Here is a 21,591-nt window from a genome sequence, read left to right as displayed (position 1 = left end):
TTCTATCGGTTCCGGGTGAGCAGCTTGTTGACGCCGGCGGCAGCCAGGTACAGCAGGGCGATCATGAGGATCAGCGTGAACGCCGCACCCCAGACGCGTTCGCGGCCGGCAGCCTCCGGGTTGGCCAGCTCTTGGTAGATCAACAGCGGCAGCGAGGCCATGTTGCCGTCGAAGATGTTCTGGTTGATCGACTTGCTGTAGCCGACCAGCACGAGCACCGGCGCGGTCTCACCCATGACGCGGGCCACGGCGAGCAGGATGCCGGAGATCATGCCGGGCGCCGCCGTGGGGACGACGATCCGCAGGATGGTCTTCCACTTCGGCACACCGAGCGCGTAGGAAGCCTCGCGCAGCTCGTCGGGCACCAGCTTCAACATTTCCTCGGTGCTGCGCACCACCACCGGCAGCATCAGCAGCACCAGCGCCAGCGAGACGGCGAAGGAGCTCTGCGGCATGCCGAAAGTGGCGATCCAGAGCGCGAAGATGAACAGCGCGGCGACGATCGAGGGCACACCGGCCAGGATGTCGACCATGAACGTCGTCACCTTGGCGAGCCGACCGCGACCGTATTCGACGAGGTACACCGCGGCCATGATGCCCAGCGGCACCGCGATGACAGAGGCGACCAGCGACTGCACAATCGTGCCGTAGATCGCGTGGTAGACGCCGCCGCCGGTCTGATCCGGCAGGATGCCCTTCTGCGAGTTCATCCACCAGTCAGCGGACGCGATCGCGGTGATGCCCTTGGTGACCACCAGGCCGAGCACCCACACCAGCGGGATCAGCGCGATGACGAAGCACAGCGTGACCAGGCCGGTGGCGACGTTGTTCTTGATCCGCCGGGCGGTACTGACCTCACGAAAGGTCCGAGCCTTTACCGGCTTGTCGAGGGTCGTTGTGGTGGTCATCAGCCGTTCACCTTTCCACCGGAGGCCAGGCGGGCCAGTGCGTTGACGACGAAGGTCAGCGCGAAGAGGACGAAGCCTGCGGCGATATAGGCGCCGGTCGGCAGCGGGGCGCTGAATTCAGAAGCAGCCGAGGCGATCTTGGAGGCGAAGGTGTAGCCGCCGTCGAACAGCGACCAGGTGCCGGGCACCGAAGCCGTCCGCAGCACGACGAGGACGGCGATCGTCTCGCCGAGCGCACGGCCGAGGCCGAGCATGGAACCGGCGATCACACCGCTGCGGCCGTACGGCAGGACAGTCATGCGAACGACTTCCCACTTGGTCGCGCCGAGCGCCTGCGCTGCCTCGATGTGTGCACGCGGAGTCAGCGAGAACACTTCACGAGACACCGAGGTGATGATCGGCAGGATCATGACAGCGAGCACGACGCCGGCGGTGAAGATCGTGCCGCCACCGCTGATCGAGATTCCGCCTTCGGTGTGGGAGAACAGGAAGAACCAGCCGAGGTTCTCGTTCAGGAATTCCTGGACCGGCACGATCTTGGGTGCCAGCACCAGGAAGCCCCACAGACCGAACACGATGGACGGCACCGCGGCGAGCAGGTCGACCAGCATCGTGAGCGGCTTACCCAGCCGCGACGGCGCGTAATGCGTCAGGAACAGCGCGATACCGACACCGATCGGCACCGCGACGACGAGCGCGAACACCGAGCTCAGCACCGTGACCATGAACAGGTCGCGGATACCGAAGCGCAGGTTGTTCGCGTCGCCGGTCGAGAATTCGGTACTGGTGAAGAAGTTGACCTCGTCAGCCCTGATCGAGGGAACCGCGCGGATCAGCAGGAACAGCGCGATCAACGCGATGGCGGCGACGATCGTCGCGCCGGCCGCGGTGGCCGTCCACCGGAAGATCGTCTCGGCGTTCAGGCGGCCGGTACGACCCCCGTCAGGGGCCTTGTCGATTTTCGGTTCGGTCGGCATATTCGCAGTATCTCCGGCCGCCCGTGGGCTCGTCGAATTCGACGAGCCCACTGCGGTCACCTCAGGGTGCATGGTCATGGCCAGGATGCGATCAGGAAATGGCGTTGATCGCGGTGGTCAGCTTGGTCTTGAACGCGTCGGGCAGCGGCACGTAGCCCGCCTCGGTCAGACCGGACTGGCCGTTGGTGACGGCCGAGGTCAGGAAGGCCTTGACGGCCTTGCTGGTCTCGGCGTCGGCGTACTTGGAGCACACGATCTCGTAGGTGGCCATGACGATCGGGTACGAGCCGGCGGCGGTCGGCTTGTAGAACGAGCTGGTGTCGAGGACGAGGTCGTTGCCCTCACCCTTGATCTTCACGCCGTCGATGGCCTTGGCGGCCGACTCGGCCGACAGCTTGACCGGGTCCTTGCTCGCGGACGTGACGATCTGCGAGATGGACAGGTTCTGCGCCTTGGCGAAGGACCACTCGTTGTAGGTGATCGAGTTCTTGGTGCTCTTGATGGCGGCCGAGGTGCCCTCGTTGCCCTTGGCGCCTTCGCCGACGCCACCGTTGAAGGTCTTGCCGCCGCCCTTGCCCCACGCGCCGTCGGAGGCCGCGTCGAGGTAGAGCTGGAAGTTGTCGGTGGTGCCCGACTCGTCGGAGCGGAAGATCACGGCGATCTTCTCCGAGGGGAGCTTGGCGTTGGGGTTGAGCGCCTTGATCTCGGGGGCATCCCAGGTGGCGACGGAGCCGTTGAACACCTTGGCGGCGGTCGGGCCGTCGAGCACCAGGTCGGTGACGCCGTCGACGTTGTAGGTGATGGCGATCGGGCCGAAGACGGTCGGCAGGTTCCACGCGGGAGCGCCACAACGCTCCGCGGCCTTGGCCGGCTCTTCCTTCTTGGAGCTCAGCGCCGAGTCGGAGCCACCGAAATCGGTCTGGGCGCCGAGGAACTCGTTGACGCCGGCGCCCGAGCCACTCGAGGTGTAGTTCAGGGTGTAGCCGTCGCAGTTGTTCTCGTAGGCCGCGACGAAACGCTCCATGGCGTTCTTCTGCGAGGAGGCACCGGACGCCTTGAGCGCCTTCTTGCCACCACAGGCAACGCTGGTGTTGGCGGCATTGCTGGCATCGCCACTGGTGGTGTTGTCGTCACTGCCACAGGCGGCCAGGGTCATGGCGCCCACGGCGAAGACGCCGACCAGGGCACTGGTGCGCTTGAAGTTCACTTTTCCTCCGACAATGCTGGGTGTCTCACTCGGTCCCTCACCGGCCCGAGCGAGGCTGGCTGGTGCTCGCTATCCCCGAGGAATGCGCGCACCAGGCGACGACTGTGCCGCCCAGAAGTAACCTAAGGTCGTCCGGTTGACAGTTGGCCCGATGTGGGTTAACGGAGAATGAACAGCCCGGCGCGATCAATGCCGCGAATGTGACGTTAGCCCCAGTTTTACTCGCGCTTACCCGGTCATCCGCGCAATATTCTCCTCGCGCACCAGAATTCACCTCGGATGTGAGGTGACTCGCATCAGGGCAGGGAGTACGCGATGTCGATGTGGGCGGGCGCGAATCCGAGCTTGGTGTAGGTGTTCACGGCGGCGGTGTTGTCGGCCTCGGTGTAGAGCAGGACCTCCGTGGAGCCGGCCGCGCGCAGGTGTCGCAGACCGGCCAGGGTGAGCAGTCTGCCCAGGCCACGCCCCTGCGCGGACGGGTCGACCCCGACCACGTACACCTCACCGGCGGGAGCGGCGTCCGGGTGCTGTTTGGTCCAGTGGAAACCGAGCAGGCGGTTCGGGTCCGCGGCGTCGAACGCCAGGAACAGACCAGCCGGTTCGAACCAGGACTCGGCCCGACGAGCGGCGATATCGCGCTCGGTCCAGCCGCCCTGTTCGGGGTGCCAGGCGAATGCCGCGTTGTTCACCCGCAGGATCTCGAGGTCGTCGACGGGGCCCGCGTAGGTGCGCAGGATGAGATCTCGCGGAAGCTCGAGTTCCGGTAGCTCCGGGGTTGCCAGCGAGCGGCGCATCTGCCACAGCTCGCGAGCCGTGACCAGTCCGAGTCCGGTCGCCAGCGCTGTGGCGGCGGGCAGGTCACCGTGCGCCCAGACCCTGGCGCCCGTGCCACCCTCGGCCAGTGCGGCACGGACCAGGTCGGCGCCGATGCCGGCGCCACGTGCGGCGGGGTCGACGGCGACCTCGGCCATCGCGGGATGTTCGCCATGTGCCGCAACGAGATTCGCGTAGCCCACCACCTCGCCCGCGCGGATCGCCAGCAGATGCCGGGTCGACGGATCGGCTTCGCCGAGGGACAGCACCGCCTGCTCCGAGACCGGGGCGACACCGTCGGCGGCAGCCGCGCGGTCGAGCAGTGCGCGCACCTTGTTCGCGGTGTCGGGCTCGATCCGATCGGTCCAGGTGAGGGTTGCTGTGTCCGGCATCGCCATCTCCTCGGTGCGCTGCTACTGCGCGGTGCCGTTGAGCGGGGCGAAGGAGTCGTCGCCGTCGATGTCCTCGTCGACGAAGGTCACCGCGGGTTCCCCCTTGGCCGTGGCCGTCCGGGCCGGGCGCACCGCCTTGTAGCCTACGTTGCGCACGGTCCCGATCAGCGACTCGTACTCGGTGCCGAGCTTGGCGCGCAGGCGCCGCACGTGCACGTCGACGGTGCGGGTACCACCGAAGAAGTCGTAGCCCCAGACCTCCTGCAGCAGCTGGGCGCGGGTGAACACCCGGCCCGCGTGCTGCGCGAGGTACTTGAGCAGCTCGAATTCCTTGTAGGTGAGGTCGAGCGGGCGGCCACGCAGGCGCGCGGTGTAGGTGCCCTCGTCGATCACCAGCTCACCCAGGGTGATCTTGCCGGTGTTCTCCGGGCTGGCGACCCCACCGTTGCGGCCGACCAGCAGCCGCAGGCGCGCGTCGAGCTCGGCGGGGCCGGTCCCGGGCAGCAGGATGTCGTCCAGGCCCCAATCCGCGTTGACGGCCACCAGGCCGCCCTCGGTCAGGACCGCAACCACCGGAACAGAGGACCCGGTGCTGCCCAGCAGCCGGCACAGGCCGCGCGCGGCGGCCAGGTCGGTTCTGGCATCGACCAGCGCGACATCGGCGCTACTCGCCTCCAGCAAGGACGACACCTCGGTCGGCGCGGGCCGGACGTTGTGCGCCAGCAGCGTCAACGACGGCAGGACCGCGTCGGGGTTGGGGTCGGAGGTCAGTAGGAGCAGCTCCATGGGGCTCTCCTCCTATCTCGTTGCTCCGCGGACGACAGCAGCCGCGTAGCTACGTCGCCGAAACACAGGTTAAGTCGTGTGCAACATTAGCGCCTCTACAGCCACTACCTCGCAACACGGCGTCCGTTTTGTGTTCTTCGCCCTCGCCTCGGTGGGACCAGGGGCCCGCGACCCCCGGCGCCAGCCGCTAGTGTCAGAGCATGCGCAAGCTGATCATCGGGCTTCTCTGCCTGGCCGGTTTGGCGGTGGTCATCGATTTCGGCGCCGCCGCCTATTCGGAGTACCACGTCTCCCGTCAACTGCGGGCGGGCGCGGATCTGTCCGCCGACCCGGAAGTCACGTTCCACGGATTCCCGTTCGCCGCCCAGGCGATGAGCGGCCGCTACGACGACGTGACGATCCGTGCCCGCGCCGTGCGGCCCGACATCCCCGGCGAGGTCGGCATCGAGGCCAAGCTGCAGGGCTTGCACGCCACGGCCAGCGAGTTGCTCGACGGTGCGGCGCGCACGGCGCAGGTCGACCGGATCGACGCGTTGATGCGTTTCGAGCCCACCGAGCTCGGCAAACTCTTCGGCATCCCGGACCTGCAGGTCCACACCCCGCCGGCCGACAAGTCCGACGGCACGGGCGGCTCCGGCGGGTCGGGAATGACCACCGCGGGCGTCCTCGTCCTCAAGGGCACCCTGCCGACCGCGGCGAACGGCCGCGTCCTGCCCGCCGGTGTCACCCCGTCCAGTTCCGCGACCCGCGTGCCGGTGCAGATCCAGGCCGACCTGCTGCTCGAGGGCGACAAGGTCCGTATCCAGGCGACCGGTTTCTACACCGACACCACCAGCACGGTCGACACCACCGCCGCGGTCAAGACCGATTCGAAGATCCCCGAGACCGATCACGCCGCGGTGCTCGCCCGCTTCAGCCGTACGATCGATATCAAGGAGTTGCCGTTCGGTGTCGCACCGACCGAGGTGTCGGCGCTCGGCGGCCAGATCGTTGTCGAGGGTGTCGGCCGCAACGTCACCATCGACCTGGACCGATTGCAGCAACCATGATCGAGATCGTCATCCTGGCCGCCGTCATCGCGGCCGCCGTCGCGGTCGGTTTCTACCTGTCGCGCAGGCAGGGACAGGTTCGTCCCGCCACCCTCGACCCCGAGACCCAGCAGCGCGCCCGCCTGCTCGACGCCGCCGGCGTGACCGGTGCGGCCCCCGCGGTGCTGCACTTCTCCGCCGACTGGTGCGGCCCGTGTGACGCGGTCCGCCGGGTCGTCGCCGGCGTCACCGCCGACCTGTCGGAGTCCCCGAATGCCCCGCGCGACATCGAGATCGACATCGACGCCGATCCCGCGCTGGCCCGCGAGCTCAATGTCCTCTCGCTGCCGACGACCTTCGTCTTCGACGCCGAGGGCAAGGAGCGCTTCCGCATCTCCGGCGTCCCCAAGGCGGGCGACCTTCGCACCGCCCTCGAGCCCCTGACGGTGTGATCTAGCCCCATATCCAGGGGGGCCGAGACATTCTCCGGTATGACCGGGTAAACTACTTCTCGTGCAAACCGACCACGAGCTGATGCTCACCCGACGCCGCACAGTTGATCTGTGTCGCCTCGGTGGTTGTTGCTGCCTGTGCTGCTGAACGATCGGCTTTTTCTCTCCCGAGATTTCTGACGTCGATCTATGCCCGCCGTGCGAGTGATCCTCTAGATCCCCCGGTGACCAGGCAGATCCCCCTGACTTACACAAGCCCAGGAGTTCGCACAATGACCCGTTCCTCTGAATCTCCCCCTCGCGTCGATGTCCGCGGGCCGCGTTTCGTGGCCTGGATCACCACCGGCGTGCTGGTTCTCGTGCTTCTCGTCAGCGCCTTCTCGACCGCCGCGGCCGCGATCCTGATCGGCCTGCAGGCCGTCGTCTTCGCGATCGGCGCGATCAGTGGCCCCGCCAAGCACCCTTACGGCCGGATCTACGCCGCGTTCGTCGCGCCGCGCAATGGTCCGCCCACCGAGACCGAGCCCGTGCCGCCGCTGCGTTTCGCGCAAGCGCTCGGCTTCGTGTTCGCCGGTCTCTCCCTGCTGGGCTTCGCGCTCGGCTCCTCGATCGTCGGCGCGGTGTTCGCCGGCTTCGCCCTGTTCGCGGCGTTCTTGAACGCGGCGTTCGGGGTCTGCCTGGGCTGCCAGATCTATCCGCTGGTAGCTCGCTTCCGCCGGTCAGCTCCACACATTGGCGGAACTGGCCGGCCCTCCGTGGTTACGCAAGCTGCCTCCTCCGGGCCTGAGTCCAACTCCGCCGCTCCGGCACCGAACTGACCCCCTTGCACGTCTCTGAAAGGAACAACATGGCTCGCTCCGATGTCCTGGTCTCCGTTGACTGGGCCGAAGAGAACCTCAACGCCCCCGGCGTCGTCTTCGTCGAGGTCGACGAGGACACCTCCGCCTACGAGGGTGGCCACATCGAAGGCGCCATCCGCCTTGACTGGAAGACCGACCTGCAGGATCAGGTCCGTCGCGACTTCGTGAACCAGGAGCAGTTCTCCGACCTGCTCTCGGCGCGCGGCATCGGCAACGACGACACCGTGGTGCTCTACGGCGGCAACAACAACTGGTTCGCGGCCTACGCCTACTGGTACTTCAAGCTGTACGGCCACAACGACGTCAAGCTGCTCGACGGCGGCCGTAAGAAGTGGGAGCTCGACGGTCGTCCGCTCTCGCGTGACGCGGTCTCGCGCCCGGCCACCCAGTACAAGGCCGCCGCTCCCGACCTGAGCATCCGCGCCTTCCGTGACGAGGTCATCGCGGCCATCGGCACCAAGAACCTGGTCGACGTGCGCAGCCCCGACGAGTTCTCGGGCAAGATCCTCGCCCCCGCGCACCTGCCGCAGGAGCAGAGCCAGCGTCCCGGCCACATCCCGGGCGCGATCAACGTGCCGTGGAGCAAGGCCGCGAACGAGGACGGCACCTTCCGCAGCGACGCCGACCTGGCCGAGCTGTACAAGGACGCGGGCCTGGACGGCGAGAAGGAGACCATCGCCTACTGCCGCATCGGCGAGCGTTCCTCGCACACCTGGTTCGTGCTGCAGGAGCTGCTCGGCCACCAGAACGTCAAGAACTACGACGGCAGCTGGACCGAATACGGTTCCCTCGTCGGAGCGCCTATCGAGTTGGGAGCGTAATCAATATGTGTGCAGCACCTACCCAGGGACAGGCCATTCCGGCCGGCGTCGATGTGGAGAAGGAAACGGTCATCACCGGCCGTGTCCTGAGCACCGACGGCCAGCCCGTCGGCGGCGCGTTCGTGCGTCTGCTCGACGGCAACGGTGACTTCACCGCCGAGGTCGTGGCCTCGGGCACCGGTGATTTCCGCTTCTTCGCCGCGCCGGGTTCGTGGACCCTGCGCGCGCTGAGCTCGTCGGGCAACGGCTCCGCCGAGATCAGCCCCGAGGGCGCCGGCATTCACGCCGTCGACGTCGCGGTCGCCAAGTAAGAAGCTCACAACGGCCCTGGTAGTTCCTGTGCGGGAACTACCAGGGCCGTTTTCGTATCTGTTGCGAGGACTGGCTAGACTCCGATTGTGGTCATCTTCTTCGAGGTACTCCTTGTCGCCGTGTCGATTCTCATCGGCTGGTTCGGCCTGTACGTCTTCTACCGGCTCTTCACCGAGTCATGAGCGGGCTCGCTGGCGAAGGTAACGAACCGGCCGAGCGAGCGAGCACAGAGCAAGGCGCTCCGGCCGAGCGTCGTAGCGGCGACGAGGCAGTCAACGTCGCCGCCGAACGGGCGAAGGAAACCGGCGCCCGAAACATTTCGGTGCTGCCCGGCCTCCCCCTGCCCGAGGACACGGCCAATCTGCGGCTCGGCCCGGATCTGAACCACGCCATGCTGGCCCTGCTGCCGCTGGTCGGCGTGTGGCGCGGCGAGGGCGAAGGCCACCACCCCGCCGAGGGCGACTACCGCTTCGGCCAGCAGATCATCGTCTCCCACGACGGCGGCGACTACCTGGCCTGGGAATCGCAGACCTGGAAGCTCGACGCGGACGGCAAGTACACCGGCCCGGACCTGCGCGAGAGCGGCTACTGGCGGGTCGGCGGTGAGGGCACCGACGAGCTGCTCGAGCTCCTGCTCACCCACAGCAACGGCGTCATCGAGCTGTACTACGGCAAGGCCCGCAACCAGGCGTCCTGGGAGCTCGCGACCGACGTCTCCATCCGCAGCACCTCCGGCGCGGTGGTGGGCGGCGCCAAACGCCTCTACGGCATCGTCGACAACGGCGACCTCGCCTACGTGGAAGAACGCGTGGACCCCGACGGCGCGCTCGTCCCCCGCTTGTCGGCGCGGCTGGTCCGCTACATCGGCTGAGATTCTTCGCGAAGGGCCCGTCCAGAACACTTCTGGGCGGGCCGTTCTCGTGGTGAAATGGAGCGACCCCCGAGCCGTTCCACCGCGATCTGTGAACGCGATGGTCCCGGTTGGATCTTCCGGGGGCTCGGGGGTCGGGTGACTGCCTGGGATTCGCTCAGCGCACCGCTGGGGAATCTCCCGCAGTGGAGCTGCTAGCGGGCAGCCACCTCACGCATCCGATGAACATACATTCTTCAGACCACCTCCTCTCTTGTGTACTGATGAATCTATCCGCGCCCGGCGCGCTCGGCAATTGATTTAATTGCGGTTCTGACCTGGGTGAATGCGTCAGGTCGCCGAAGCTGTCGTGGCGTGATGATGCTCGAGGTGACAGGTGCCGTTCGCATCGACGGTGACGACGGTGTCGGCTCTGTGCCCGCGCGGGAGTTGGTGGGTGACAACGACGACAGTGCGATCCGGAGCCACGAGACCGCTGTCCGCGTCGAGGAGGTCGAGCAGCAGCTGATCGCCTTCGGCGGCGGCCAGGTGTTCGGTCGGCTCGTCGAGGAGCAGGGTGTGCGCCGGGGCCACCAGGGCGCGGGCCAGCAGGATGCGGCGGCGCTGACCACCGGATACGGCGGCCGCGCCCGCGGTGAGCGAGGTGTGCAGACCGTCCGGCAGCGTATCCAGCCACGGCCCGAGACCGACTGTGCGCAGGGCGCTTTCGGCCTCGTCGAGGGTGAGGTCACCACGCGCCACCCGCAGGTTCTCCAGAATCGAGGTGCCGAACAGATGCGCGTCCTCCGCGAAGAACGTGACACCGTCCCGGGGCGTATCGAACAACCCCGCCCATGCCATCAGCAACGTCGTCTTCCCCGCCCCACTCGGTCCGACAACGACCACCCGGCGCCCTTCCGGCATCGGTACCCGCATGGCGATCCGCTCGCGGTCCGCACCGATGTCGCTGTCCGTAACCGGTGCCGCCGCCGAGATGCCGCGGAGCCGGTGCAGAGCGGCCCTGGAGGTGGTGAGAGCTGTCGCGGCGGCGGGGAGCGCGCCCACGGCTTCGAACGCGGACAGCGGCACCAGGACGAGGATCGTGAGAGCCATCGGGGTCATGCCGCCCGGGAGCCCACCGGTCGGACCGTAGGCGGCGATGCCGACCAGCAGCGCACCGAACACACTCACCCCGATCGACAGCGGAGTGGCCGCAGCCGCCCACGCACTCCGCGAGGCAGCCGAATCCTCGGCGATCACCGCGCGCTGCGAAGCCCTGTGCGCCACCGAGAGTGCCGCATCCAGCCGCCCCGCGACCCGGAGCTCGGCCGCATGGTCGAGCACCGTGAGCCCCTCGGCGGTGAACTCGGCCCGATCGGCCCGCACCGCCCGCTCGGCGTCGCGCGCGGCCACCGCCGACAACCACGGCGCGAGTACCCCCGAAACCCCCAGCGCCACAGCGAGAATAACGGCAGCAAGCGGCGAGATGACGGCGATCAGCCCCACCGCGGCCAGCGACAACACCACCGCCACCGCCACGGGCACCAGCACTCGCACAACCACAGCACCGAGATCGTCGATATCGGCACCGGTCCGCACCAACACGTCCCCGCGCCGCAACTCGCGCCTCGAACCGTCTGAAGAGTTGCTCCGGTTTCGCCGCCACCAGACATCCGACTGCGCCAACGCGCGATACACCGACGTGCGAGCGGTCGTCATCGCCCGCAATGCCACATCGTGGGTGGCCAGCCGCTCCAGGTACCGGCACAAGCCTCGCGAGATGCCGAGCGCCCGCACCGCGACCACCGCGACGCTCAGATCCAGCACCGGCGGCATCTGCCAGGCCCGCGCGATCAACCACGCGGCGAGCGCGGCCAACCCGAGCCCGCTGCCCAGGGCCGCCACTCCCCACGCGATCGCCACCGCGACCCGTGCGGGTGACAACGCGAGCAGCCGCCACATCTGTCGCAGATCGCCGATCACGAGACCGCCCCCACCTTGTCCATCGACGGCGCGTCCGCCGCGACTACCTCGATCACCGCATCAGCCGCTGCCAGCACCGTCGGGCGGTGTGCGACGACCACAACGGTCGCACCGGCGGCGGCGTAGTCGCGCAGGGTGGTGAGCACGCGTTGCTCGCTCTCGGGATCGAGGTGGGCGGTGGGTTCGTCGAGGAGCAGAATCGGCCGGTGAACGGCGAGCACTCGGGTGAGGGCGAGGCGCTGGCGTTGACCGAGGGAGAGGCCGGTGCCGTGCCGGCCGACGACGGTGTTCCAGCCGTCGGGGAGTTCGGCCAGCACATTCTCGAATCCTGTCGCGGCGCTCACGGCTCGAAGATCATCGGCGGTCGGGTCCGGGGTGGCTCCGAGCAGTTCGACGTTCTCACGCAATGTCCCGGGAACGAGCACGGGTCGCTGCGGTAGCCAGGCGATCCGGCTCCACCAGCGATCGGGGTCGAGTTCGCGCACATCGATTCCGTCGACGAAGACGGCGCCTTCGTCGGGTCGGATCAGCCCCAGAATCGCTTGCACCGTAGTCGATTTCCCGCACCCGTTCGGCCCGGTCAAGACGGTCACCAGTCCGGGTTCGAGCACGGCCGTCAACTGATCGGGCGCAGTGCCCGTCCTTGCGACAACAGACAGTCCACGCACGGTGATTCGCGCCGGTCCGACACCCGCGGCGGACGGGCCGGACTCGCGCGCCGTCCGGCTACCGGATCCGACGACCTCACCCCAGGCAGCGCGAGCGGGCACAGCTTCGCCCTGCCGGCGCTCCGGTTCGAGTACCGCGAAAGCCCGGTCGGCTGCGGCCATTCCGTCCTGCGCCGCGTGGAACTTCTCACCCACCTGACGCAGCGGCCAGTACACCTCCGGCGCGAGAATCAACGCCACCAGCCCGCTGTACAACGCCATCTCCCCGAACACCAACCGCAGCCCGATCGCGACCGCGATCAACGCGACACTCAGCGTCGCGAGACTTTCCAGCACCATCGAGGAAAGGAACGCGATCCGCAGCGCGCGCATGGTCCGCTGCCGCAGCGAATCTCCTAGGGCCTGGACCTGATTCACCATCGAGGGCCCGTCCGCACCCTCGCGCCCGAGCGCGCGCAAGGTGGGCATGCCCGCGAAAAGATCGAGGATCTGGTCCGACAACCGCGTGGTCGCGGCGAGCGTCGCCTCGGCCCGCCCCTGGGTGAGCAGCCCGATCAGCACCATGAACACCGGGATCAACGGCACGGTGATCACCGCGATCAGCGCCGAGGTCCGGTCGTGCAGGGCGATGACCACCAGCACCACCGGCGGAACCAGACAGGCCAGCAACAGCGCGGGCAGATAGCCGGTGAACCACCCACGCAATCCGCTGAGACCGTTGCCGACGACGACCGCGATCTCCGTTCGCCGCACGTCGAGTTCCCGCGGTGGCAGTTCGGCGCCGGCCCGCAGCACCGCCGTCTCGAGCTCCGCGACCACCGCGCTTCCGGCGCGATGAGCCAACCGTGCCTGCCACCAACTCGCCAGCCCCCGCACCGCGACGGCCACCGCCAGGACCACCAATTCCGTGGTCCACGCACCGAACTCACGCCGGCCCGGATCCGTGATGACCCCGGCGAGTACCCGCCCCAGCACGAGGGCGATCACCACGATCGTCGCCGTGATCACCAGCGCCAGCGCGACGGCGATCACCAGATGCGGCCGCGCCGACCGCGCGTACCGCCACAGCCGCGGATCCACCGGCCCGCGCCTCGACCGTCTCGGCGTCTCCGGTCCCTCCTGCGACGAGCTCTCCGACACCACAGCGTCCGACCTTTCACGAGCGACTATGTCGCGAGACAAGGCCGACGTCATCGGTCAGCCCTTACCGCTGCGCGGCAGACCCACCGGCGGCGGAATCTGTTCCACCCGAATCCGCTGCCGGAAAACCCAATAGGTCCACCCCTGATACATCAGCACCACCGGCGTAGCGAGCAACGCCGCCCAGCTCATCACCTTCAACGTATACGGCGACGAGGACGCATTGTGGATGGTGAGGTCGTAGAGCGGGCTGATGGTCGACGGCAGCACATTCGGATACATCGACCCGATGATCAACACCGTCGCCGAGACCACACCGAGCGTCGTGCCGACGAAGGCCCAACCGTCACGCCCCGCGAAATTCGCCACCGCGGCGAGCGCGAGCCCGAGCACGGCGGTCACCAGCACGATCCAGGTCCAGCCGGCGCCGTAGGCGAGCTGCGTCCACAATCCGAATCCGCCGACCACCACCGCGGTGGGAATCAGCAGCAACCTGGCCATCCGCAAGGCATCGGTGCGAACCTCGCCCGCTGTCTTGAGCACCAGGAACACCGCACCGTGCAGCGCGAAGAGAACAGCGGTGGTGAGCCCGCCGAGCAAGGCGTACGGGCTGAGCAGATCCGCGACCGAGCCGGCGATCTGCCTGTCCGCGTTCAACGGCACGCCCCGCACCATGTTCGCGAACACCCAGCCCCAGGCCAGTGCCGGAATCCACGACCCGATCCCGATCCCGATATCGCACCAGACCCGCCATGTCGGATCGTTGATCTTGCCCCGGTATTCGATCGCGCACACCCGCAGAATCAAGGCGACGAGCAGGAGCAGCAGCGCCAGATAGAACCCGGAGAACATGCTGGCGTACCACTCGGGAAACGCCGCGAACAGCGCACCGGCGGCGGTGATCAGCCACACCTCGTTGCCGTCCCAGACCGGGCCGATCGTATTGAGCACGACGCGCCTGCGGGTATCGGACCCCTTGCCGAGAATCGGCATCAGCATGCCGACGCCGAAGTCGAATCCCTCGAGCACGAAGTAACCGGTGAACAGCACACCGATCAGGAGGAACCAGAACTGTTGCAGATCCATCGTCGGCTCCTAGTACGCGAAGGAAAGTTGGGGAGTGTCCGTGCTGTCCGAACTCTCGGCGTGCGCCTTGGTGTCCGGCCCGGCCACGACATACCGCCGCATCAGGTAGAACCACACCACCGCGAGCGCCCCGTAGAGCAGCGTGAACACCGCCAGCGAGAACATCACGGTCCCGGCCGAGTGTTCGGAGACCGCCTGCTGCACCGTCATTCGAATATTCGGATCGCCGGTCGGATTGGGCACCACCGCCCACGGCTGGCGCCCCATCTCGGTGAACACCCAGCCCGCGCTGTTGGCCAGGAACGGTGTGGGGATCGCGAGCAGGCTCAGCCAGGAGAACCATCGCTGATCCGGCACCCGGCCACCGCGCGTCACCCAGAACCCGGCCAACAGCAGCAGCACCGACCCGCCTGCCAGCCCGATCATGGCGCGAAAGGACCAGTAGGTGACGAACAGGTTGGGCCGGTAGTCCCCTGGCCCGTACGCGACGTTGTAGGTCTTCTGCAGATCCACCACACCGTCGAGCGTTACGCCGCTGAATTCGCCCTTGGCGAGGTAGGGCAGCACATAGGGCACCTCGAGCACGTGGATCACACCGTCGCAATTGTTGTGCGTGCCCACGGTGAGAACGGAGAAGTCGGGGTCGGTCGCCGTGTGGCACAACGATTCCGCCGAAGCCATTTTCATCGGCTGCTGTTCGAACATCAGCTTGCCCTGAATATCGCCGGTGAAGATCAAGGCGCCGCCGGAGAGCGCCACAACCACCAGGGCGAATCGCCCTACCGGCCGCCACATCGTCCGCGCCTCTTCGCGTTTCACCGAATCGCCGCTGCGCGCGTTGCGCACCATCCACCAGCCCGCGATACCCGCCACGAAGGTGCCCGCGGTGAGAAACGCGCCCGCGACCACATGCGGGAACGCGGCCAATGTCGTGTTGTTGGTCAGCAGCGCCGCAATGCTTTCCAGCTCAGCGCGTCCGGTTTCCGGGTTGTACCGGGCGCCCACCGGATGCTGCATGAACGAATTGGCGGCGACGATGAAGTACGCCGAAGCGTTCACCCCGATGGCGACGATCCAGATGGTCGCCAAATGCACCAGCTTGGGCAGCCGGGTCCACCCGAAGATCCACAACCCGATGAATGTCGACTCCATGAAGAAGGCGATCAGCGCTTCCAGAGCCAGCGGCGCGCCGAAGACGTCGCCGATGAAGCGGGAGTACTCGCTCCAGTTCATCCCGAACTGGAATTCCTGCACGATGCCCGTCGCGACGCCGAGGGCGAAGTTGATCAGGAACAGCTTGCCGAAGAATTTGGTCAGCCGGTACCAGCGTTCGTTGCCGGTGATCACCCAGGCGGTCTGCATCATCGCGATCAGCGGCGCGAGCCCGATGGTCAGCGGAACGAACAGAAAGTGGTAGACGGTCGTGATCCCGAACTGCCACCGGGAGACATCAAGGGTGTCCATCCGACCTCCACCGATCTACTACGACAACTTGTAGTAGATCGTACGCCCGGAATCACCCCGTTCGAGCGTGACAACCGCCACGGCACGCGGAAACCCTTCCCGCAGGGGCACGCCCACCCGTGCCCCACACACGGATCACCAGTCTCCGATGGTCCCCGGCCGGTCGATCCCGAGGTCGACCATGTCGATGATCTCCTGAGCGTTGTCGGGCGCCGACAAGCGAATGCCGTCGAGCTGGTTCACCCGCGCTGCGAGGGTGATGCTCGACAGCAGCCAGATGCTGTCACAGTCGAAAAGGTCCGCGGTGAACAGCGTCTGGTACTTGCACTCCCAGCCGGACTTCTCCGCCACGTTGAACAGCGCACGCTGCGTGACGCCGGGCAGTACGCCGCTCTTGGCGGGCACGGTGATCAGCTGCTTGCCGCGAGCGATCACCACCGTCGAGCGCGGGCCCTCCAGGACCTTGTGTTCGGTGCTGTGGAAGATCACGTCCTCGGCGCCCATCCGCCGCGCGAACCGCAGCGCGGCCATGTTGGTCGCGTACGACAGCGTCTTCGCGCCGAGCAGCTGCCACGGCGCCGCCTGCGCGAGGTCGACCGAGATGCCGCGCGCCAGCGACATCACCTTCACGCCCTCGGCGCGCGCCGTCGCGACCCGCGCGGGTACCGGGGAGACGAGCACATACGCGGTGGGTTGCGGATCCTCCGGTGCCAGTTCCGAGCGCGGCGCGTCGAATTCCGAGTCGCGGCCGCGCGTGTAGATCAGCCGCAACATTCCTTCCTCTTCCGAGCCCCATTCCTTCACGGCCAGTTCCACCGCGGTGCGCCACCTCGACAGGCCCGGCTCCGGCAGTTCCAGCGCCTGCGCCGAGCGACGCAGCCGCGCCAGGTGGAATTCCAGCGCGGTGGCCGTGCCGCCGCGCACCAAAATCGTTTCGAATACGCCATCGCCGCGAAGTGCGCCGATGTCGTCGGCATAAAGCGACGGCACGTTCGCGTCAGCGACCGTCCCGTCGAGTGTCACAAGAACCCGTTCTCCCATGCGCCGAGCGTAGGCGTTATCGCTCTGTTATGCCTATGGCTGCTCCGAATCGCACTCGCGACGCGCGCCGCGAAGACGACCACGTGCGGCACGTGTCGGCAGACGCGCCTACAGTGGGTGTCGTGTCACAGGTCGTCTCCCCCAGTCCTGTTCTCCATACTCCGGGTGCCGTCGCGGGTGCACCCGATACCCCGGACGCCGCGGTCGCCTGGCATTACGGTGATCCGTTCGGTGAGCAGAAGGCCGCCGCGGAGCGGGTCGCGGTCGTGGATCGCTCCCATCGCAGCGTCGCCACGATCACCGGCGCCGAGCGCCTGAGCTGGCTGCACACCATCACCAGCCAGCACATCGCCGCGCTGCCCGACGCGCACAGCGCCGAGACTCTCGACCTCGATCTCAACGGCCGGGTGCTCAATCACTTCGTTCTCACCGACCTCGACGGCACCCTGTGGCTCGATACCGAGGCCGACCGCGGCGCCGAGCTGCTGGCGTTCCTCCAGAAGATGGTGTTCTGGGCCGACGCCAAGCCGCAGGACGCGCCGGATCACGCCGTGCTGAGCCTGCTGGGCCCGCGAGCGGACACGCTGCTCGACGCTCTCGGGATCGCGCGACTGCCAGAGATCTACGAAGCGGCCGCGCTGCCCGGTGATGGATTCCTGCGGCGGATGCCGGACTCGTTCGATCTGATCGTGCCCCGGGCCGAGCTGTCGGCCTGGTGGAGCAAGCTCACCCAGGCCGGTGCCGCGCCGGCGGGCATGTGGGCCTACGAGGCGCTGCGCGTGGCATCGCTGAGGCCGCGCATCGGCGTCGACACCGACGAACGCACCATCCCGCACGAGGCCCGCTGGATCGGCGGCATCGACGAGCACGGGGCCGTCCACCTCAACAAGGGGTGCTACCGCGGCCAGGAAACCGTGGCCAGGGTCCACAACCTCGGCAAGCCCCCGCGCAATCTGGTGCTGCTGCACCTCGACGGCTCGGCCGACGAGCGCCCGGCGACCGGTGACGACGTGACCGCGGGCGGCCGCACCGTCGGCCGCCTCGGCACCGTCGTCGACCACTACGAACTCGGCCCGATCGCCCTGGCTCTGATCAAGCGATCGGTCCCCGCGGGCACCGAACTGGTGGTCGGCAGCATGGCCGCGGCCATCGACCCCGACTCGGTCCCCGCCGACGACACCGAGCAGGCGGGGCGCGCCGCCGTCAACCGGTTGCGCGGGCGATGAACCGTCCGGTCATGCGCGTCGGCGATACCGGCCGCGTCGAGGCCGTGTGCGTCGTCCACGCCGAGATCGAGGTGCGCACCCGTGTCGGTCGCACGGCCATCGACAAGCGTCCTGTCGACGGTCGGGTAGCCGTGGCCGCCCTCGGCCTGCACGGTGACCACGTCTGCGACACCGCCCACCACGGCGGCATCGACCAGGCGGTGTACGCCTATGCCGACGAAGACGCCCGCCGCTGGGCGGACGAACTCGACCGCGAACTGCCCGCGGGCTGGTTCGGCGAGAACCTGCGCCTGACCGGCCTCCCGGTCAGCGATGCGGTGCTCGGCGCGCACTGGGCGATCGGCGACAGCCTGCTCGAGGTCAGCGCGCCCCGGGTGCCCTGCGCGACTTTCCAGCAGTGGTCGGGCGAGCAGCGGTGGGTCAAACGCTTCGCCCTGCGATCCGACACCGGCGCCTACTTCCGGGTCCTAACCGAGGGCACCATCGGCGCGGGCGACGAAGTCCGCGTGGTCCACGTCCCCGAACACGGCATCACCGTCCGCGACCTGTTCACCGGCGCCGACCCCGCCCGCCTCGAGCGCCTGCGCGCCGAGGAACCGACCATCTCCGCCGATGTCCGCATGCAGATCGACCGCCACACCCGAACCCGCACCGTGGAGGTCCGCGCATGAGCGGTCAGCGCCCGGAGGCGGCTCGCGTAACCACGCAGGGCGCCCGAGCATGCCCAAGGGAGACAGCATGAGTGTCGAACTGGTCGAAGTCGTGCGATCCGGCTTCCGTGAGTGCGTGCACCGCGGTTCGGTCGTGATCCTCGACGCCTTCGGCACCCCCACCCTCGAACTCGGCGAGATCCACGGCCCGATCTTCCCGCGCTCCACCAACAAGCCGATGCAGGCACTGGCCCTGCTGCGCAACGGTTTCGACCCCGTCGACGACAACGAACTCGCCATCGCCACCGCCTCCCACTTCGGTGAACCCGACCACATCGCCCTCGTCCGCCGCCTGCTCGACCGCTTCGGCTTCACCGCCGGCGACCTCGCCTGCCCACCCGACCTGCCCTTCGAGGAGAAGGCCCGCGCCGCCGCGATCACCGGCGCAGGCCCGAACCCGCTGTACATGAACTGTTCCGGCAAACACGCCGCGATGTTGGCGACCTGCGCGATCAACGATTGGCCGCGCACCGGATACCTCGAGATCGAGCACCCGTTGCAGCAAGCGGTCCTGGCCACCGTCGCCGACGTCACCGGCGAACCGGAGACCGATCTGGGCATCGACGGCTGCGGCCTGCCGATCGTGCCCGTCTCGCTGATCAACCTCGCGCGCGCCTTCGCCGGCTTCACCACGGCCGAGTCCGGCACCGCGCCGCGCCGGATCGCCGATGCCGTTCGAGCGAATCCACGAGTGATTTCCGGCACGAGCGGCCCGGATCTGCTGGCCATGTCGGCGACCCCGGGACTGTTCTGCAAGATCGGCGCCGACGGCGTGCACGCGGGTGCGCTACCCGACGGAAGGGCCTTCGCGTACAAGATCGAAGACGGTCACGATCGGGCCCGGATGCCTCTGACGCTGGCGATTCTGCGCGAACTCGGCGTCGAGTGGACCGATCAGCACACTCAGCTCGCGGCCACCGCGGTGTTCGGCGGCGACGCCAGAGTCGGTGTGATCCGCGCGATTCCGGGAGTCATCTGAGACCGGGCGGTCTGGGCGAAGAAGGGGCAAACCGGGGCGCTTCGACAGGTCTTCACCCACTCCTGGGAGCGCGACGCTCTGACACACGCTAAAGTGTCTGTCAGGAAGAGTATTAATTCGAACGGGGCCGCCAACAAACCCCAGGCCGCCCCGCAGTGACGCGAGGGGGTCAGCCATGGGCCGTGGCCGGGCTAAGGCAAAGCAGACCAAAGTCGCACGTGAGCTCAAGTACAGCTCCGCGCCGACCGACTTCGCGAGCCTTCAGCGCGAGCTGTCGGATAGCGATGCTCCGCCCTACTCCCAACCCAGGAGTAGTGCAGTGCTGTCCGATGAGCATGATGCGGACGAGTCGCCGTCTCGTTGGAACGACGAGGACGACGGCTACGACAGCTGGCGCCGCTGACCTGACAGCGACGAAGGGGGAGGCCTGTCGGCCTCCCCCTTCCAGCCGTTCTCCGGTGAGTGACGACAGGCTCGCAGTAGCAGTTACGGCGAATACCTGAATACGCGACGAGCGTCCTGTGCCATACACAGGACGCTCGTCGTGTCGCCGCCTCGAGGCCCCGACCACCCCGAGCCGACGGGTAAAAACCCTCCGGGTATGGGTTAGCCACTCAGTGGCCGGAACAAACCCTGGACGCACGTGAGCCGGGTCGCGACCATCGCGACCCGGCTCAGTACGGAGCGGAGATCAGAACCTGGGGTGATCACCCAGCAGCACCGCACGCGGCGCTTCGACATCGGCGGCCTTCTTGACCTGACCCAGCGTCCAGCAGTCGATGTGGCGGGCCGTGAGCACCGCCAGCGCACGGTCAGCGTCCTCGGGCGCCACGATCGCGACCATGCCGACGCCCATGTTGAACGTCTTCTCCATCTCGATCCGCTCGACGCGGCCGCGCTGAGCGATCATCTTGAACACCGGCGCCGGGTTCCAGGTGCCACGATCCAGCTCGGCCACCAGACCGGCGGGCAGCACGCGCGCCAGGTTGGCGGCCAGGCCACCACCGGTGACGTGCGAGAAGGTGCGCACATCGGTTTCGGCGATCAGCGCCAGGCAGTCCTTGGCGTAGATGCGGGTCGGCTCGAGCAGTTCCTCACCGAGGGTGCGGCCGAACTCCTCGACGTAACCGGTGAGCGACATCCGGTCGATGTCGAGCAGCACCTTGCGCGCCAGGCTGTAGCCGTTGGAGTGCAGGCCCGAGGAGCCCATCGCGATGACGACATCGCCGGGACGCACCCGGTCGGGGCCGAGGACCGCGTCGGCCTCGACGACACCGACGCCGGTGGCGGACAGGTCGTAATCATCGGGATCCATCAGACCCGGGTGCTCGGCGGTCTCGCCGCCGAGCAGCGCGCAACCGGCCTTGATGCAGCCCTCGGCGATGCCGGAGACCAGCTCGGCGACCTTCTCCGGGATCACCTTGCCGATGGCGATGTAGTCCTGCAGGAACAGCGGCTCGGCGCCACACACCACCAGGTCGTCGACGACCATGGCGACCAGGTCGAGCCCGACGGTGTCGTGCTTGTCGAGGGCCTGGGCGACGGCGATCTTGGTGCCGACACCGTCGGTGGAGGCGGCCAGCAGCGGCTCCCGGTATCCGCCTTTGAGCGCGAACAGGCCGGCGAAGCCACCGATACCGCCCTGCACCTCGGGTCGGCTGGCCTTCCTGGCCAATGGTCCGAACAATTCGACGGCGCGGTCACCGGCTTCGATGCTCACGCCCGCCGCAGCGTAGGAAGCGCCTGCACCGCTGGGTGTCTGTTCAGTCATTGTGGGGGAAAGCTCCAAACCGAATCGGCGGATAGATGCCTAGTAACTCTATGTGATCCGCCAGTCCGGGTGTCGTGCGGCTCATGCCTCAGCCTCGCTCGCGCTCGGCCGCGGCAT

The 21,591-nt window shown here is 67.7% G+C and carries 21 protein-coding genes; 10 read left to right on the top strand and 11 right to left on the bottom strand.

From position 1 onward, the window contains the following. Positions 1–2 precede the first annotated feature (2 nt). The 5 genes from pstA to ACFTS5_RS17255 form a co-directional block, all read right to left on the bottom strand. Positions 3–908 carry a phosphate ABC transporter permease PstA gene (gene pstA, locus ACFTS5_RS17275; RefSeq protein WP_378631822.1) on the bottom strand — a complete coding sequence of 302 codons (906 nt, stop codon included), beginning with the start codon at positions 906–908 and terminating at the stop codon, positions 3–5. Then, the gene (gene pstC, locus ACFTS5_RS17270) at positions 908–1,885 is read right to left on the bottom strand and encodes a phosphate ABC transporter permease subunit PstC (RefSeq protein ID WP_378631819.1); all 978 of its coding nucleotides are present in this window, start codon (positions 1,883–1,885) and stop codon (positions 908–910) included. Before pstC ends, pstA begins: the two co-directional genes overlap by 1 nt. Before the next feature lie 91 nt (positions 1,886–1,976). Next, positions 1,977–3,092, bottom strand: coding sequence for a phosphate ABC transporter substrate-binding protein PstS (pstS, locus tag ACFTS5_RS17265; protein ID WP_378631817.1), 1,116 nt, complete (start codon positions 3,090–3,092; stop codon positions 1,977–1,979). A gap of 296 nt (positions 3,093–3,388) precedes the next feature. After that, positions 3,389–4,297, bottom strand: a complete 909-nt coding sequence (gene mshD, locus ACFTS5_RS17260; protein ID WP_378631814.1) for a mycothiol synthase — start codon at positions 4,295–4,297, stop codon at positions 3,389–3,391. 21 nt (positions 4,298–4,318) lie between these two features. Continuing rightward, positions 4,319–5,083 (bottom strand): response regulator transcription factor, encoded by a 765-nt coding sequence (locus tag ACFTS5_RS17255; protein ID WP_101464573.1) that lies wholly within the window; start codon positions 5,081–5,083, stop codon positions 4,319–4,321. Between the two features lie 200 nt (positions 5,084–5,283). Between ACFTS5_RS17255 and ACFTS5_RS17250 the strand changes: the two genes are divergently transcribed. The 6 genes from ACFTS5_RS17250 to ACFTS5_RS17225 all read left to right on the top strand — a co-directional run bounded on the left by ACFTS5_RS17250 (position 5,284) and on the right by ACFTS5_RS17225 (position 9,427). Next, on the top strand, positions 5,284–6,132 hold the full coding sequence (locus ACFTS5_RS17250) for an LmeA family phospholipid-binding protein (RefSeq protein WP_378631811.1): 849 nt from the start codon (positions 5,284–5,286) through the stop codon (positions 6,130–6,132). Beyond that, positions 6,129–6,563, top strand: coding sequence for a thioredoxin family protein (locus ACFTS5_RS17245; protein WP_378631809.1), 435 nt, complete (start codon positions 6,129–6,131; stop codon positions 6,561–6,563). The genes ACFTS5_RS17250 and ACFTS5_RS17245 overlap by 4 nt, the downstream gene beginning before the upstream one ends. A gap of 272 nt (positions 6,564–6,835) precedes the next feature. Further along, positions 6,836–7,381 carry a DUF4395 domain-containing protein gene (locus tag ACFTS5_RS17240; protein WP_378631806.1) on the top strand — a complete coding sequence of 182 codons (546 nt, stop codon included), beginning with the start codon at positions 6,836–6,838 and terminating at the stop codon, positions 7,379–7,381. Positions 7,382–7,410: 29 nt separating this feature from the next. Next, on the top strand, positions 7,411–8,244 hold the full coding sequence (locus ACFTS5_RS17235; protein WP_056818725.1) for a sulfurtransferase: 834 nt from the start codon (positions 7,411–7,413) through the stop codon (positions 8,242–8,244). Between the two features lie 5 nt (positions 8,245–8,249). Then, positions 8,250–8,555 (top strand): DUF1416 domain-containing protein, encoded by a 306-nt coding sequence (locus ACFTS5_RS17230; protein WP_056818727.1) that lies wholly within the window; start codon positions 8,250–8,252, stop codon positions 8,553–8,555. Positions 8,556–8,734: 179 nt separating this feature from the next. Beyond that, positions 8,735–9,427, top strand: coding sequence for an FABP family protein (locus tag ACFTS5_RS17225; protein WP_378631803.1), 693 nt, complete (start codon positions 8,735–8,737; stop codon positions 9,425–9,427). 330 nt (positions 9,428–9,757) lie between these two features. Here the strand turns inward: ACFTS5_RS17225 and cydC are convergent, their stop codons facing one another. The 5 genes from cydC to ACFTS5_RS17200 form a co-directional block, all read right to left on the bottom strand. Further along, complete coding sequence (gene cydC / locus ACFTS5_RS17220; protein ID WP_378632455.1) at positions 9,758–11,368, bottom strand: thiol reductant ABC exporter subunit CydC; 1,611 nt, start codon at positions 11,366–11,368, stop codon at positions 9,758–9,760. Positions 11,369–11,385: 17 nt separating this feature from the next. Continuing rightward, a complete protein-coding gene (cydD, locus tag ACFTS5_RS17215; protein ID WP_378631801.1) occupies positions 11,386–13,251 on the bottom strand; it encodes a thiol reductant ABC exporter subunit CydD in 1,866 nt (621 codons plus the stop codon). A gap of 3 nt (positions 13,252–13,254) precedes the next feature. Then, positions 13,255–14,283, bottom strand: a complete 1,029-nt coding sequence (gene cydB, locus ACFTS5_RS17210; protein ID WP_378631798.1) for a cytochrome d ubiquinol oxidase subunit II — start codon at positions 14,281–14,283, stop codon at positions 13,255–13,257. Between the two features lie 9 nt (positions 14,284–14,292). Next, the gene (locus ACFTS5_RS17205) at positions 14,293–15,747 is read right to left on the bottom strand and encodes a cytochrome ubiquinol oxidase subunit I (RefSeq protein WP_378631797.1); all 1,455 of its coding nucleotides are present in this window, start codon (positions 15,745–15,747) and stop codon (positions 14,293–14,295) included. A 135-nt stretch (positions 15,748–15,882) separates the two neighbouring features. After that, the gene (locus tag ACFTS5_RS17200; RefSeq protein WP_378631794.1) at positions 15,883–16,788 is read right to left on the bottom strand and encodes an aminodeoxychorismate lyase; all 906 of its coding nucleotides are present in this window, start codon (positions 16,786–16,788) and stop codon (positions 15,883–15,885) included. Positions 16,789–16,910: 122 nt separating this feature from the next. On the opposite strand from ACFTS5_RS17200, the gene ACFTS5_RS17195 reads away from it, so the two are divergent. The 4 genes from ACFTS5_RS17195 (at position 16,911) to ACFTS5_RS17180 (ending at position 20,106) form a co-directional block, all read left to right on the top strand. After that, complete coding sequence (locus ACFTS5_RS17195) at positions 16,911–18,014, top strand: YgfZ/GcvT domain-containing protein (RefSeq protein ID WP_378631793.1); 1,104 nt, start codon at positions 16,911–16,913, stop codon at positions 18,012–18,014. 11 nt (positions 18,015–18,025) lie between these two features. Beyond that, positions 18,026–18,685 (top strand): MOSC domain-containing protein, encoded by a 660-nt coding sequence (locus ACFTS5_RS17190; RefSeq protein WP_378631790.1) that lies wholly within the window; start codon positions 18,026–18,028, stop codon positions 18,683–18,685. Positions 18,686–18,752: 67 nt separating this feature from the next. Next, the gene (locus ACFTS5_RS17185) at positions 18,753–19,703 is read left to right on the top strand and encodes an asparaginase (protein ID WP_378631789.1); all 951 of its coding nucleotides are present in this window, start codon (positions 18,753–18,755) and stop codon (positions 19,701–19,703) included. 175 nt (positions 19,704–19,878) lie between these two features. Further along, positions 19,879–20,106, top strand: a complete 228-nt coding sequence (locus ACFTS5_RS17180; RefSeq protein WP_301904780.1) for a DUF3073 domain-containing protein — start codon at positions 19,879–19,881, stop codon at positions 20,104–20,106. A 288-nt stretch (positions 20,107–20,394) separates the two neighbouring features. On the opposite strand, the gene purM is transcribed toward ACFTS5_RS17180, so the two are convergent. After that, on the bottom strand, positions 20,395–21,474 hold the full coding sequence (gene purM / locus ACFTS5_RS17175; RefSeq protein WP_101464588.1) for a phosphoribosylformylglycinamidine cyclo-ligase: 1,080 nt from the start codon (positions 21,472–21,474) through the stop codon (positions 20,395–20,397). Positions 21,475–21,591: the final 117 nt, after the last annotated feature.

Origin of the sequence: Nocardia sp. NPDC056952 (assembly GCF_042674185.1) — a bacterium.
In the GTDB taxonomy this organism is placed as follows: domain Bacteria; phylum Actinomycetota; class Actinomycetes; order Mycobacteriales; family Mycobacteriaceae; genus Nocardia.
The sequence above is the reverse complement of the archived record's forward strand: the minus strand, read 5'-3'. Positions and strand labels throughout refer to the sequence as shown.

What these genes read in the sequence shown, in the direction of transcription:
- pstA (WP_378631822.1), bottom strand. Translation starts at nt 908, where the DNA reads ATGACCACCACAACGACCCTCGACAAGCCGGTAAAGGCTCGGACCTTT.
- pstC (WP_378631819.1), bottom strand. Translation starts at nt 1,885, where the DNA reads ATGCCGACCGAACCGAAAATCGACAAGGCCCCTGACGGGGGTCGTACC.
- mshD (WP_378631814.1), bottom strand. Translation starts at nt 4,297, where the DNA reads ATGCCGGACACAGCAACCCTCACCTGGACCGATCGGATCGAGCCCGAC.
- ACFTS5_RS17255 (WP_101464573.1), bottom strand. Translation starts at nt 5,083, where the DNA reads ATGGAGCTGCTCCTACTGACCTCCGACCCCAACCCCGACGCGGTCCTG.
- ACFTS5_RS17250 (WP_378631811.1), top strand. Translation starts at nt 5,284, where the DNA reads ATGCGCAAGCTGATCATCGGGCTTCTCTGCCTGGCCGGTTTGGCGGTG.
- ACFTS5_RS17245 (WP_378631809.1), top strand. Translation starts at nt 6,129, where the DNA reads ATGATCGAGATCGTCATCCTGGCCGCCGTCATCGCGGCCGCCGTCGCG.
- ACFTS5_RS17240 (WP_378631806.1), top strand. Translation starts at nt 6,836, where the DNA reads ATGACCCGTTCCTCTGAATCTCCCCCTCGCGTCGATGTCCGCGGGCCG.
- ACFTS5_RS17235 (WP_056818725.1), top strand. Translation starts at nt 7,411, where the DNA reads ATGGCTCGCTCCGATGTCCTGGTCTCCGTTGACTGGGCCGAAGAGAAC.
- ACFTS5_RS17230 (WP_056818727.1), top strand. Translation starts at nt 8,250, where the DNA reads ATGTGTGCAGCACCTACCCAGGGACAGGCCATTCCGGCCGGCGTCGAT.
- ACFTS5_RS17225 (WP_378631803.1), top strand. Translation starts at nt 8,735, where the DNA reads ATGAGCGGGCTCGCTGGCGAAGGTAACGAACCGGCCGAGCGAGCGAGC.
- cydC (WP_378632455.1), bottom strand. Translation starts at nt 11,368, where the DNA reads ATGTGGCGGCTGCTCGCGTTGTCACCCGCACGGGTCGCGGTGGCGATC.
- cydD (WP_378631801.1), bottom strand. Translation starts at nt 13,251, where the DNA reads ATGACGTCGGCCTTGTCTCGCGACATAGTCGCTCGTGAAAGGTCGGAC.
- cydB (WP_378631798.1), bottom strand. Translation starts at nt 14,283, where the DNA reads ATGGATCTGCAACAGTTCTGGTTCCTCCTGATCGGTGTGCTGTTCACC.
- ACFTS5_RS17205 (WP_378631797.1), bottom strand. Translation starts at nt 15,747, where the DNA reads ATGGACACCCTTGATGTCTCCCGGTGGCAGTTCGGGATCACGACCGTC.
- ACFTS5_RS17200 (WP_378631794.1), bottom strand. Translation starts at nt 16,788, where the DNA reads ATGGGAGAACGGGTTCTTGTGACACTCGACGGGACGGTCGCTGACGCG.
- ACFTS5_RS17190 (WP_378631790.1), top strand. Translation starts at nt 18,026, where the DNA reads ATGCGCGTCGGCGATACCGGCCGCGTCGAGGCCGTGTGCGTCGTCCAC.
- ACFTS5_RS17185 (WP_378631789.1), top strand. Translation starts at nt 18,753, where the DNA reads ATGAGTGTCGAACTGGTCGAAGTCGTGCGATCCGGCTTCCGTGAGTGC.
- ACFTS5_RS17180 (WP_301904780.1), top strand. Translation starts at nt 19,879, where the DNA reads ATGGGCCGTGGCCGGGCTAAGGCAAAGCAGACCAAAGTCGCACGTGAG.
- purM (WP_101464588.1), bottom strand. Translation starts at nt 21,474, where the DNA reads ATGACTGAACAGACACCCAGCGGTGCAGGCGCTTCCTACGCTGCGGCG.